The organism is Clostridium aquiflavi (assembly GCF_031344075.1).
GTDB lineage: Bacteria > Bacillota > Clostridia > Clostridiales > Clostridiaceae > Clostridium > Clostridium aquiflavi.
The window spans coordinates 40121-53913 of the sequence record NZ_JAVJAN010000014.1; the positions used below are offsets into that span (position 1 = coordinate 40121).

The window sequence follows — 13793 nt, forward strand, 5'->3', positions numbered from 1 at the left end:
CTACCTATTATTAATTTAATTAGTTCTATATTTTTTCTAAAAGATATTTATATATATGATAACTTATATATTAAAAATCTATCTCTACTATCATTTTTAAAATTATCTAATCTTATTTCTTTCTTTATCATAAAAAATGCATATTGTTCTAAGAAAAATATATAATCATTTGAAGGATAAAAAAGTATAATTTCTATATTTCTTTTATTTTTATATACTGAACCTATAATATTATCTATTACCTTCATAAAAATTTCTATTGAAAAGGGATTAAAAAAATAAAACTTATTATCTTCTGGTTGAATCTGATATTTTTCTGCTAATGTACAAACAAATTTAATCTTACCTTCGTCACCGTTATGCTTTTCTAAATAACATTTTTTATTATTTAAAGCTTGTTTATAAAAATATTTACTCATTTCAATTCCAGTAACTTCACATTTGAATAAATAATTTAAGTAAAAATTAAGCCTGCCTTTTCCACATCCGAAATCAACTACTGAATCCGTATTATTTAATTTATATTCTTCACATAATTTATTTAAAGCTTCATAGGCTGTTGGTTCATATCTATTATAATGTATAGTTGCCTCTTCTAAATCTTGTTTTCCAGCTGTTTTAATATTTAATATATTTTCATAATATTGTTCTTCCATATAATATCCTCTTATTAAATGACTAATGTCCCTTATGTTTTTCTTTGCGTTTATCTTTCTTCATTTTATACTGTTTTCTTTCTTCTGCTTCCTTTTTTTCTTTGCTTCTCTTCCTACCTTCTATCTTATTAGCTTCATGTTGCTTTTTTAAGGCTATTTGTGCTTTCGTTCCAATCCCCTTGTTTTCTAACTGTTTTTTTATTAGTCGTTGTTCCCTCTTAGGATTCACACGCTTTATTAAAAACTTTTTCTCTTCAAATTCCTGTTTAATAAAACTCAATTTGTAATAATTGTTTAATACAAATTCAAAAACTTCTGCATCCTTTGGTTCTGCACCAAAAATTATTTTACTAACTTTGTAGTATTCCCCTTCTTGAATTTCAAAAATTCCTATCCAAAAAGGTTCGTTGAAAAAAACTGTTAGTTTAACTGATGTTAACATAAATTTCTCCTCCTGAAAATAAAAAATTCTCAAGAGAATGGACAACCCAGGAGGGCAGGTTACTGCTATATATTTATATAGGTTCTGACTACCAACAGAACTGTGTTTTTATCTCTCATTTAATATTATACCTAATTTATATAAAATGATAAACATTTTATATAATAAATAACTTTGACTAAAGACACTTTTTTATAAGTATATATTCTATATGTACCAATTTATTTCTACTTGATTCTTTTATAACAATTTTTCTATTGTGGTATTAAAATATATCTTAAAACAAATAGTGCTGCTAAGATATACATAAGAGGATGAACCTCTTTTCTTTTACCTGCAACCAACTTAACTATTGGATAAGTAATTATACCCCAAGCTATTCCATTAGCTATTGAGTAACTAAAAGGCATCATAACTATAGTAAAGAAAGCTGGTATAGCTTCATCTAGTGTTGAAAAATCAACCTTTGTTATTGTTTGAATCATTAAAATACCTATAAGAATTAAAACTGGTGCAGTAGCTTGTGCAGGTATTATCCCAACTAAACCAGAAAAGAATAAAGTTAAAGCTGTAAATATACTTACCACTACAGCTGTTAAACCTGACCTCCCTCCCTCTGCAATTCCAGCAGTTGATTCAATATACACTGAGATAGTAGGAAGTCCAAAACATGCACTAAGAGTGGTTGAAAAGGAATCTACTATAAGAGCTTTATTCATATTTTTAGGTGTTCCATTTTCATCTATCATATTTGCCTTCTGCGAAGTACCTACCAAAGTTCCTATAGTATCAAACATATCCACTAATGAAAATGTTAAAATAACCATTACCACAGCTGTTATTGCTCCTACAGCCCCAGCCCCATTATGAGATACAAGACCACTAAAGTCCATCTTCATAAATGTTGGTGCCAAAGATGGAGGAAGTGAGAATATTTTTACATTAGCTAAATTTGTTATACCCATAGGAATTCCAATAAGGGTAGTTGCAGCTATGCCTATAATCATATACCCCTTAATATTTTTTACCATTAAAATTACCATTATGAAAATTCCTATAATAGTAAGTAAAATTCCCTTTTGAGTAAAGTCTCCAAATTGCATTAAAGTTCCTGGATTTGCTATTACTATTCCCCCATTTTTAAGTCCTATTAAAGCTATGAATAGTCCTATACCGGAAGTCATTGCGATTTTTAAATTTTGAGGCAAGGAATTTACTATTAACTGTCTTAAAGATGTTACTGTACATATTATGAATACAATACCTGATATAAATACAGCTGCCACCGCTTGTTGCCAGGTAAATCCCATGGTTAAACATACTCCATAAGTGAAGAACGCTACAAGTCCCATACCTGGTCCTAGCACATATGGAAGGTTAGAATATAACCCCATAAATAATGTAGTTATTGTAAAAATAACACAAGTAGCTGTAAATATAGCACCTACTACAGGGTCATTTATTATACTTAAATTATTAGCTGCATCTCCTAAGGCTCCTTGAGAATTCATACCAGCTTCCTTAAGAATATTTGGAATAACTAATATGGCGTAGGCTATAGTTATAAAACTTGTTATTCCAGCTAAAATTTCTGTTTTAGTTGTTGTGCCATTTTCCTTTAACTTAAATAATTTTTCGAGAATTCCTTTATTATTCATACTCTCCTCCTAAAAATAAATATAAAAAAGCTACCATTGGATATAGGTAAATCCAATGGTAGCTACAGCTTCTAATTTTATATAGAATATTGTATAGCAAAAACGGATTAACCCATAGCTAAGAAGTTTACGGCTTCTTGTAGAAACTCTTTGCCCAATTGCAAAAATTATATGGATATCATTAAATTATAAATTTATTATAACAGAGAATTTTCTAAATGCAACGGTATTATTTCCCACGATTCAACAAATTTAGATTTCATTTTAAATGAAAAACCACCATTGAATATAGATAAATTCACTGGTGGCTACAATTCTACTTTATTTGTTTATACTACTGGTCTATTACATGATATTCACTAATCCTATTAAATAATTATTTTCTATCTTTATAATTTTCTTTAATATAAATCCGCTGTAGGTTTTTCCTTAACTTCACCAGTTTTCTTATTTCCTTCTATAAATACATTTATATCTTCCATATTACATTCTGATAGTTCTTCATCTCTAACCTTATTTATTTTTGATATAGTCTTTTCTAAATCAGTAGATTCCCCTACCAAATCTCCGATTTCCTTTATATATCTTATGAAAACCTTAAACTCTTCATTGGTATATTTAGAATGATGAGATGGTATATAATATTTCGATCCATAAGAAATAAGCTTATCTAAAAGTGGATATAGCTTTTCTCTTGAATAACTCCATGGCCCATTATACATATCTAAATACATCGCATCTCCCATAAATGTTACCTTTTCTTCTACTACATTTACTAAGCAGCAATCTTTTGAATGGTCAGCATTTATATATTCTACCATTACTGTTACTCCCCCTAAATCTATCCCTATGTTTCCATCAAATATAATATCTGCATTTGCTACTTCTATATTTCTATCATTATTTGGATGCTCTATTTTTATATGTTGTTCACAAAATTCTATTTCTTGTCCATTTTCTACTCTCTCCCTAATAGCCTTATCAGTCCATTCTAATCCTTTCATCCATTCTAATTTTTCATTAGACTTTTTATGTACTATATTAATTAAATTCATAGTTTTCATTCCCAAAACATGATCCCAATGCCAGTGAGTTAAAACTAAATATTTAACCTTTGGTATATCTAATTCCTGTACATAATTCAAAAACTTTTCTGCATGATCTTTTGAGTTACCACCATCAATCACTAATGAATACGAATCTCCTACTACTAATCCTAAAACTGGTCTATCCCCTTCTTGTTCAAAATCCATATAATAAACTCTATCTGTTAATTTATTAAACATCTTATTTCCTCCTTCTATATCCTTGTCTTTTTTACATTACTATCATAATTACATATATATGATAAGCTCAATTACAAAATCGTTTATAGCATTGTTTAAAAGGAACTAATGAAGATCATAGCATTAAATAGAGTTAAAAAAAAGCAATATTAGTATTAGTTATTTCAACGATAATAATATCCATAGAAAATAGATTTTTTCAATTTTCTTAAATAGTAATATTAAATCCTTTGATATTACTATTTAAGTTGACTAATCCATATAAGTTATTTTATACTTTTATTGGAATAATAAGTATCTGTAAATATATTATTGAAATTGTAACTAAATACAAAAGGAGATTATTTAATGGGTTTTATACGCAACTTATTCAAAGGAAAAAAAGACAAAAATCATATGGATTCAAATAATTTTTATAATACTCAAGAAAATGAAAATGCTTTAAATAATTCTGATTTAACAAATGAAGAAAAAGTACTTAATATACTGATTAATTCTGTTGAAAATAGTGTACTAGAATCTAATTCATTATTTATAACAGATATAAAGTTAAAAATAGAAGTACATGTTCCTCAAGCTACTGAAAATATGGCACAAGTTATATTTGTGTTAAAACATAATTTATTTAATGAAGAGTTTGTTGAATCATCAGCAGGTGTTGGAAATACTACAGATATAGCATTACAACAGGCAACTGCCAGCTTCTGTTTTTCTGCTTTATGTGGTATAACACATGCTTTAAAGGATGAATATGGACAAGACTTTGAAAGTAAATTTAACAAAAAGATAAGTAAATTCAAACTATATAAAAGCTGCATATCATCTCAAGGTAAAAAGAAAGTTCAACAAAATCCTATAGATTATTGGGAAGTTATTAATAATGAAATAAAAAATAGATTAGGCATCAAACCAGTATACTGGGTAAAAATATATCTTAGCAAAACTGCTAATTCAGTTAACTGTGAATGTCGAATAAATGGAATAGTAAGTAACAACATTACTAAAATATTAAATAAAATTGCAGAAGAATGGGATGTAGAAACTACTTTATATTCAGAAAAGCAATTCTTTGTTTTGATACAAGCTAAGGAAACCTACACTCAATACAAATTCAGCAAAGAACAAGTCATTCACAATACACTAAAAGCATTAGATTTGTTTAAATTATGTGATACAAACGAAAAATATGAAAATTTATATTATCAGTTCATAAAAATGTGTAATGATCCATCTTTAGCATGTGACTTATTTAACTTTATTCCAGAGATATTCTGTAAATTTATCTTTCCTGAAGTACAATATGCTGAGAATATGACACTATGTAGTAGCATCGAAAATGTTACTTTATTTAAAGATCAGCTTACTTCTTATAACTGGATATATCAAACTATTGATAATCAAATAAGAAGAGGTTGTTTTAATAATGATGAATTTAGAAATATTGTAACCTGCAGTGCTTCATTTAACGCTATAAACAAAGCTCTTAATGATGGAAGTAAAATAGAAGATTTACTTATGTGTCCTTTATCTTTTAATATTTGTGAAGATTACATTATTTCATAACTTATTTATTGTAAATTCCTGTACAACCTCAAACAGCAGATAGTTTCATGTCAAATCAAAACTATCTGCTGCTTTTATTTAATTACCTTAATATATATAACTTGCTTACAAGAAATTAAAATGTTCCAACATAAAATTATTTTTTATCTATCCTTATCTCTTCACCCTTTAATGCTTTTTCAAGTAATTCTGGAAGAAAATTGGGTGAACATGCAAAACTCGGTACTCCAAACTTAGCAAACTTATTTGCAAGATCCTTATTGTAATATGGTTCTCCATTATCACTTATTGCAAGAAGACACACAACAGTTACTCCACTTTCTTTAAGATATTTTATCTTATTTATTAGTGCACCCTGATTACCCCACTCTTCAAGATCTGATATGAGAAATAAAAGTGTTTTCTTTGGATCTCTTATAAACTGCTCACAATAAACTACTGATTTATGTATATCAGTACCTCCACCAAGCTGTATTCCAAAAAGCATATCAACAGGATCATCATATTTTTCAGTAAGGTCAACAATACTTGTATCAAATGCAACAACCCTTGTACTTACAGATGACATTTTTGCAAGAATACATCCCATTACTGTTGAATATAAAATTGATTCTCCCATTGATCCACTCTGATCAATATCAAGTATTATATTCCATCCATTTGCTTTATTCATATGCTCAAAAAAATACATTTTTTCAGGTATTATTTTATTTAAATCTTTATTGAAATTTTTTAAATTCCTTCTTATTGTATAGTTAAAATCAAGACTTGATGCTGTTCCTCTTGAAACATGATTCTTTTTGTTTAGTGCTGCAAGAACTGCTTTCTGCACATCATTATTTATTCTTTTATTTATATCCTCTACAATATTTTGTATATACTGACGTACACTTTCTTTTGAACGTTCTGGAACCTGGTTTTTGAGTGTTAATAATGTGCAAGCAAGATTTATATCTGGTGCCATTCCATTTAATACTTCTGGTTCAAGCAAAAGTTGTTTCATTCCTTTTCTTTCTATTGCATCATTTTGAATTACCTTAACTATATCCTTGTCAAATATTTTTCTTATGTCTCCAAGCCATTTTGAAATCTTAGGAGCAGAAAACCCGTTACCTGCACCGCCATATTTCTCAAGTTCATGATTGCTGTTGTCATAAATGGCATCTAATGCATTAGCCATTAGGAGTTCTTCTTTATCAAGTGCTATAATTCCTTTATCTCCAACTATGCTTTTAAATGATTCCTCACTTTCTTTTCCAAGAACCATTCTCCACTTTTTTATATTTTCAGTTTTCTCCAAACATTCTACCCCCTAAAAATCATCAAAATTGAAATTATCAAGATCTTCTAATATTTTTTCTTCATCTTCTGATAATTCTTCATTTAAATATTCACTTAAATCATCTGCACTTATTCCCCATAAGTTTGCAAGATTTTCTGCTACCATATATTTTTCTTTTCCATTAAAGGTACTGAATGTTCTGTGAAGAAATACTACTGCACTTTTGAATTCTTCCTTATCAAGATTCATAATATATTCATCAAGCTTTTCCCATATAGTGAGATTTCCTAAAATAACATATCTGTTTCTACATGCCAGCCCTTCAAACCATCCTGCTCCTATATCTGGTGGAATTCCTGGAAGAAGTCTTCTTCCAATTTCACTGCTAAGCATTTCCTTATCAATAAGTCCTCTTTCTATAAGAATTGAACATGCTATTCCTGAAAGTTTTGAATTTCTGTCATCTCTGTTTGAAAGCTCTATGAGTTCTCTTATATAAATTTCAGTATTAACTACATCCTCATGGTATTGTGCTATTACATCAAGCTGTTCAATTGATTTGCTTAATAATTTTGCTGCAGCATCATCACAGTTTGAACATTCAACCATTATAAGCGCTGCCCTTAAAAACAGTTCTGATAAAATTGGCTTTAATATTTCTGTGTCTATCTTTCTTATTGTTCCAAATCTAATTATATATGATAAATTAAATGCAACTTCTGAAATTTCATCTAAAGCATTTATATCCACTGCAAGTTTCTGAAGTATATTAATTGAATATGATGCCATTTTATCCATACCACACTCATAACATTTTGAAATCATCTCTGAAACTTCTTTTATCTTACTTGCTTTATCAAGCCTATCTTTCAGTACATACGCTGCTGCTATCTCTATTGTATCCCCCATTAGTGATGCTTCAACTATTTCAATTTCAGTTTCAGGCCTCCATGCTAATGTCCATGCTTCCTTCCAGTTATTATCTCCATTTAATCTTCTCTGAATTTTACCAAAAGAAATATTTAATACCTCAAGCTGATGTAAAAATGATGAACGATTTAAATCCATAAAAGCTGATTTCTCACTTTTTACTCTTCGGTTTTCCCTCAAATCCAAAGTTACATCAGTAGCAACTAAAGTTTTATATGAAGTAAGCTTTAAATCCTTTATCATAAAATTAAAATTATTTTGCAAAGATGTATTACACATTCCTTCTGGAAGATGCCCTATTTTAGTACCTATTTCAACTTCAGCAGCTGCTGTCACAATTTTACTGAACGTTCCTTCTCCAAGACATGTTTTTGCCCCGTCCCTTAAGTCCTGAAGAATAGGAATATTCCCTCCATGCATATTTGAAAGTGCTTTTGCAAGTCTTACGGCTTCTATAACTTCTGCTGATGACTTTATATGACCTTCTTTTCTCATACTTCTTACTATTACAGTAAGATATCTTTGTGGAAGTTCATCAAGTTTATTTTCATTTAATAATTTCCACATCATTTCAAAATAATTTGGTGCCTTATTTCCTGCCCCATAGCCACTTCTATCACTTAACCTGTAATATGAATAAGGCATAAGAGTAAGCTTTGAAGATTTTCTAGGAAGTTTTTTTATTTCTTCTTCACTAAGTGGTAAAGTCTTTTCACTCATAAGGCTTAATGTATGATATGCACCAGTGACTATTACCATTTTATTTTCTCTGTAACCGTCTTTTACAGCCCTTTCAATTTCACTTTTCATAAAAGCTTCTCTTAAAATATTTCTCGCATCATCTTTTTGTCTGCTTTCCTGTATCTGCCTTAAATTGCTTCCAAATTCCATCATGGCCTGTCTATAATAATTATAGTCAAGATGTTCAAAGTTCCTTTCCCAGAATGCATCATAGTCAAATTCATCACATGATCTATATAATGTTTCATATATATCTGTATAAATTTCATCTTCATTACTGATCTGTTTATCATTAAGTTCCAGATCCTTTTTTATATTGGAATCATCAGATCTTTCTGTATTTTCTTCGTCTTCACAAAGCATATTTTCCATTGCCAAAAACACATCTGATGGCAAATCAATAAAACGTACTTCCTTGTTATTAGATTTTGCCCATTTTATTGCAACATACTCTGGTGAATATGATGCAAGAGGATAAAGAATTGTTTTAACAGGCATTTCATCCGTATAAGCCAATATTGCAATTGGAGGCACAACATGTCTATTTACTATATTATCAAGTTCATTATTGGCATCACTTGGCCCTTCTACAAGTACAATATCGGGATTTATCTTATCTAAGTATTTTTTTAAAGCATATGCTCCATTAGGGGAAAGATGTCTTACAGGGAAGAAGCTGGCTGCATAATTTTTTTCATGGATATTTACTTCTTTATTGCTTCCACTCATACTTTTTTCTCACTTTCCTTAAAACTTTTTTCAATTAATAGTCTAAGAATTCATCTCATTGCATGCTGTATAAAGCTCACGCCACTCTTGTCCTCTTTTTTTCAATATATTGTTTAGATATTCCTTCCATGCCAGAACATCTTTTTCATCATCTTTTATAACTGCCCCCTGAAGTGAAGAAGCAAGATCATAATCGCTTATATCACCATTTCCAAATCCGGCTGCAAGTGCCATACTATTTGCAAGAAGTGAAATAGCTTCTGCTGTAGATAATACACCTGAAACAGGCTTTATTTTTTGTTTTCCATCAATTGTTACACCATTTCTTAATTCTCTAAATATAGTAACTACCTTTTCTATGATTTTTTCTGATGGAAGTGGTGAATTAAGTTGAAGATTTTCTGAAAGTTGTGAAACCCTTTTTGTTACAATATTAACTTCTGTCTGCATATCATCAGGAGCTGGAAGAACAACTATATTAAATCTTCTTTTAAGTGCTGCTGACATTTCATTTACACCTTTATCTCTTGTATTAGCTGTAGCAATAATAGAGAAACCTCTTGTTGCTGGAACTTCTTCTCCAAGTTCAGGAACTGAAATCCTCTTTTCTGAAAGAAGTGATATAAGTGCATCCTGAACTTCAGATGGACATCTCGAAATTTCTTCAATACGCGCTATTCCCCCTTCTTCCATTGCACTATAAACTGGACTTTTTATAAGAGCTTCTGAAGTTGGACCATTAGCAAGAAGCATTGCATAATTCCATGAATAACGAATCTGTTCTTCTGTTGTACCTGCTGTGCCTTGTACAACTTTTGTGGAATTTCCATAAATAGCAGCAGTCAAATGTTCTGAAAGCCATGATTTTGCAGTTCCTGGTTCACCAACTAATAAAAGTGCTCTATCTGTAAGAAGTGTTGCAATACATATTTCAACAAGCCTCTTGTTTCCTATATATTTAGGAGTTATTTTCTTGCCATCAACTTCACCGCCTATAATATATGTAAGAACTGCTTTAGGAGACATTTGCCATCCTGATGGTATTGAATTTTTATCACTTTTCTTTAAAATATCAATTTCTTTTTTATAAAGAACTTCTGCTGGATGTCTTAATATATCTTTTTTCTTTTTCATTCTACATTTATCCTTCCCGCTTCTAATTTTTATCATTTAATTTTTCAAATGTTATTTATAATTCCACTAAAACAAATATGTTTATCTACCTAAAGCTAAAATGTCTATAAGATAATCAATTCTCTTTAATACAGCATCATCATAAAGTACATATTCTGATACTTCATTTTTAAGATTTTCTAAAAATGTAATATCATCAGCATTCATATATACTTGATAAGCAGGTGTTAAATATCTGAAATATTTTGAAAAATATAAAACATTATTCATGGCTTCTTCTTTGGCTCCAATTTTAAATAATATTGTCATTATACTTCTTATTCTGTTTCCATCACATATATTTTTACTATGGTTTGTGTCAAGATAATATACTTTCTTGCCTTTTGATTCAGGTTCATTTTTCATATTTTCAATATAATTTAAACAGAACTTTTTTACCCTGCTTTTTTCTTGATCATTTAGATCTTTGCTTACAAATTCATATGCATAATCAATAAGGTTTTTATCATTCATTGCAGTATATACCCATCTTTCGTCCCACGACTTAAAATTTATTATATTTACAGGTATACGATCAGATGCTCCTACAACATAACCTGACATATAATAATAATTAAACATAATTTTTATTGAATTTGAAAGAGTTGATTCATTTGGTGAAAACTTCTTATTTATAATTTTTGAAAATTCTTCAAATATCTCTTCTTTTGAATATATCTTTTGTGCAGCTGCAAAACTTATTCCAATATAAAATTCACTCTTTTTCTTAAGATCAAAAAGATATTTATATACCGCCTCATCGTCCTGATAAAAAAGGTTTACTGCTGCATTTCTCTTATAATCTCCTAAATTAAATTCAAAATCAACAGCCTTCTTTAAGACTTCTATAATCCTTTTGGATTTAAAATTCTTTGATGCATCAAGCATTTCATAAAAAAACTCATAGTCCTTAGTATTTTTTTCTCCAAATTCCTTTGTCATGCTTTCTTCAATAAGTTCAATAATTTCATCTTCTTTAATAAATAGTCTTTCATTTAAAACTTCATTTAAAAATTTTATATTTTTTAAGCAATATTTTTTAACTTCTTCATCTGCCTTTTCAGTATCCATACATGCTAGCGCTAATATTCTTGCTTCTTTTAATGCTTTCTTTTTTAATTTTAAATCCAAAAGAAATTGTTCATTATTTCTATCATCTTTTAATGCTTTGATTGCTACAGCTATTACATTATCAGCATCCTCTTCAAGAACACACTTTTTATAAAAATTATTATATTTTTCTTTTCCAACATTAGATATTATTTTTACAATATTGCATTTTGCAACTTTATCACTTTTTTCAAATTTCTCCATTAATATATGTACAATATCCTCATTATATTGTGAAAGAATAGTTACAATACTAAAATCATACTCATATACATATGAATTAGATAATTCGCCTAATAAATCATTTAATAGCCTGTAATCAAAAAGTTTATTTTCCTTAAATGCTTTTTTTAATGAAGCCCATTTTGTAGTAGTTCCACCTTTTAAAATTTCTTTTATATTTCTTATTTCTGAATATCTTAAGACTGAAGTTCCTTTTATATTTTCATCAATTTCAAATTTTTCTTCTTTTTCAATGCTTTGGGAATTTCCCTGTGTATATAAAACTGCATTAATTAAATTCACAAGCTCACACATTATAATATAAGCATTTTCACTACTTTCATTTAAAAGACCTTCAAGCATTGAATATATTTTAGAAAAAACTTGCGCTTTACCGCTTAATAACTTTATTTTCTCAGATATTTTCTTAAGTCTGAAATCATCACTTAAAGACTTTGTTCCCAAAACAGCAGCTTGTCCTAAGGAATGTTTTAACTGTATTAATAATTCGTTCATAATATCACCTTTTACTATCCTAATATTCTTATAATTTGATCATCTGTAACAACACTTATAGGCTGCATTGTAAGTTTTCCTGTATTTAAATCATGTTCAAATATACCAAGCATTACATTCTCTTTTAAATCTTTACTACCAAGCATAAACTTTAAATTTTCAAGTGTTGAAGGCATTGAGGTATCTTTTGTATTTTTAAGCATAATTGTTTCTCCATGGTCATCCTTTATTGCTAACTCCTCTCCAAACTTAACTAGCTCATTATAATGCATTAAGAAAATTGGATGTTTATCATATAATGTATTTTTAAGCTGAATCTTTACTTCTTTTAAAGCTTCTTTATAATTTGTCTTAGCAGATTTTCTTATTTCTTTTATATCTTCTTTTGAAACTTTTCTCATAACTCCGCCTTCAAATCTTATACGTGGATTATTCTGACCTGGATAAATATAAAATTCAGGTACCTCAAAAACTTCAAATATCGTATCTTCTTCCTTAATTTTGTTACTTATTCGATAAGGTCTGTAATTCATCGTCTTATAGATCTTATCTTCACTAAGATTTATGTAAAATCCTGTATCAATATAGGTTTTTCTTAAGTCATCTTCTTCACAATAAAAACCAAGCTGCAATAACTTTCCATTTTCACTGTAAAAGCCAAGATTTCTGAGTTCACTAAGTTTCCATATATAACCGAGCTTTGTAAATATATCAGCACTCTCTTCATCTATAAATTTCTTTTCTTTAATATGCTTATTTAAAACAGTTCTAGCTTTTACATTAAGATTTTGAATATATCCTAATGAATCCAATGTTTTTTCATAATATATTTCATCCTCTATATCTTTATCTTCCTTAATAATTCTTAAATTTTCTAAAATATCCCCTATTATTACTGAATGTTCTGGAAGATAATAATTACTGTTTAAAGATTTTATTAGCTCTTTGTTGTATATCTTTATCTGTGATAATGTAATAGATGCAAGTCCAACTGAAAGCGTGTCATTTATAAATTTATCTACAATTTCTAAACCTTCAAGCTGTGTTTTCATTTTCTTTATAAATGCACTTACATTAACCTTCTTAGGCTTTATTATCTCTTCTTTTTTCTTTTCTTCCTTCTTTTCTATTTTTTCTCTTTTCCTTAAAACATCCTCAGGAATTTCCCCTGTTTCAAACTTACTGCTATCTTCAAAATATTGATATAAAAGTGCAGTTGCATGTTTGCATGGAATCTGTCTGCTTGGACAGCTACATCTGAAAACAGGTTCATTTTCATTAATAAAGTCTACTGATACTATATAATTCTTTTTTCCACTCCCCATACACTCCCCATAAATGAGAGTCTTATCTCCTATAATATGTGTTTTTATAATTTGATTTTTGCTTACAAGCTTTTTTGCATTATTAAATGAACTTGCATTATAAGCAGTTGATTCAACATATTCTTTGGTTAATTTCAAAATAACGTCACCTAACCTTATA

At 28.8% G+C, this 13793-nt stretch carries 10 protein-coding genes and 1 riboswitch; of the genes, 1 reads left to right on the plus strand and 9 read right to left on the minus strand.

All coding sequences use genetic code 11. The features are described from left to right. Nucleotides 1–47: 47 nt before the first annotated feature. From RGC78_RS06615 to RGC78_RS06630, 4 genes are all read right to left on the minus strand, one after another. Nucleotides 48–656 (minus strand): methyltransferase, encoded by a 609-nt coding sequence (locus RGC78_RS06615; RefSeq protein WP_252226448.1) that lies wholly within the window; start codon nt 654–656, stop codon nt 48–50. A 22-nt stretch (nt 657–678) separates the two neighbouring features. Continuing rightward, entirely contained in the window at nt 679–1098 is a 420-nt protein-coding gene (locus RGC78_RS06620; protein WP_252226446.1) for a YjdF family protein, read from the minus strand. A 254-nt stretch (nt 1099–1352) separates the two neighbouring features. Next, on the minus strand, nt 1353–2756 hold the full coding sequence (locus tag RGC78_RS06625) for an NCS2 family permease (RefSeq protein ID WP_252226444.1): 1404 nt from the start codon (nt 2754–2756) through the stop codon (nt 1353–1355). A 95-nt stretch (nt 2757–2851) separates the two neighbouring features. Further along, a riboswitch (purine riboswitch) is annotated at nt 2852–2951 on the minus strand. A gap of 206 nt (nt 2952–3157) precedes the next feature. Beyond that, nucleotides 3158–4042 (minus strand): MBL fold metallo-hydrolase, encoded by an 885-nt coding sequence (locus RGC78_RS06630; RefSeq protein WP_252226442.1) that lies wholly within the window; start codon nt 4040–4042, stop codon nt 3158–3160. Nucleotides 4043–4390: 348 nt separating this feature from the next. On the opposite strand from RGC78_RS06630, the gene RGC78_RS06635 reads away from it, so the two are divergent. Then, a complete protein-coding gene (locus RGC78_RS06635; RefSeq protein ID WP_252226440.1) occupies nt 4391–5605 on the plus strand; it encodes a DUF6348 family protein in 1215 nt (404 codons plus the stop codon). Nucleotides 5606–5741: 136 nt separating this feature from the next. On the opposite strand, the gene RGC78_RS06640 is transcribed toward RGC78_RS06635, so the two are convergent. The 5 genes from RGC78_RS06640 to RGC78_RS06660 form a co-directional block, all read right to left on the minus strand. Next, entirely contained in the window at nt 5742–6905 is a 1164-nt protein-coding gene (locus RGC78_RS06640; protein WP_252226438.1) for a VWA domain-containing protein, read from the minus strand. Between the two features lie 12 nt (nt 6906–6917). Then, nucleotides 6918–9287: a DUF5682 family protein gene (locus tag RGC78_RS06645; protein WP_252214336.1), complete on the minus strand. Its 2370-nt coding sequence runs from the start codon at nt 9285–9287 to the stop codon at nt 6918–6920. A gap of 42 nt (nt 9288–9329) precedes the next feature. Continuing rightward, on the minus strand, nt 9330–10421 hold the full coding sequence (locus RGC78_RS06650) for an ATP-binding protein (protein ID WP_252226436.1): 1092 nt from the start codon (nt 10419–10421) through the stop codon (nt 9330–9332). Nucleotides 10422–10502: 81 nt separating this feature from the next. Next, a complete protein-coding gene (locus tag RGC78_RS06655) occupies nt 10503–12308 on the minus strand; it encodes a hypothetical protein (protein WP_252226434.1) in 1806 nt (601 codons plus the stop codon). Between the two features lie 14 nt (nt 12309–12322). Beyond that, nucleotides 12323–13771, minus strand: a complete 1449-nt coding sequence (locus RGC78_RS06660; RefSeq protein ID WP_252226432.1) for an SWIM zinc finger family protein — start codon at nt 13769–13771, stop codon at nt 12323–12325. Nucleotides 13772–13793 lie beyond the last annotated feature (22 nt).

Excerpts from the sequence above, each read along its gene's own strand:
- RGC78_RS06615 (WP_252226448.1), bottom strand. The coding sequence starts at position 656 with ATGGAAGAACAATATTATGAAAATATATTAAATATTAAAACAGCTGGA.
- RGC78_RS06620 (WP_252226446.1), bottom strand. The coding sequence starts at position 1,098 with ATGTTAACATCAGTTAAACTAACAGTTTTTTTCAACGAACCTTTTTGG.
- RGC78_RS06625 (WP_252226444.1), bottom strand. The coding sequence starts at position 2,756 with ATGAATAATAAAGGAATTCTCGAAAAATTATTTAAGTTAAAGGAAAAT.
- RGC78_RS06630 (WP_252226442.1), bottom strand. The coding sequence starts at position 4,042 with ATGTTTAATAAATTAACAGATAGAGTTTATTATATGGATTTTGAACAA.
- RGC78_RS06635 (WP_252226440.1), top strand. The coding sequence starts at position 4,391 with ATGGGTTTTATACGCAACTTATTCAAAGGAAAAAAAGACAAAAATCAT.
- RGC78_RS06645 (WP_252214336.1), bottom strand. The coding sequence starts at position 9,287 with ATGAGTGGAAGCAATAAAGAAGTAAATATCCATGAAAAAAATTATGCA.
- RGC78_RS06650 (WP_252226436.1), bottom strand. The coding sequence starts at position 10,421 with ATGAAAAAGAAAAAAGATATATTAAGACATCCAGCAGAAGTTCTTTAT.
- RGC78_RS06655 (WP_252226434.1), bottom strand. The coding sequence starts at position 12,308 with ATGAACGAATTATTAATACAGTTAAAACATTCCTTAGGACAAGCTGCT.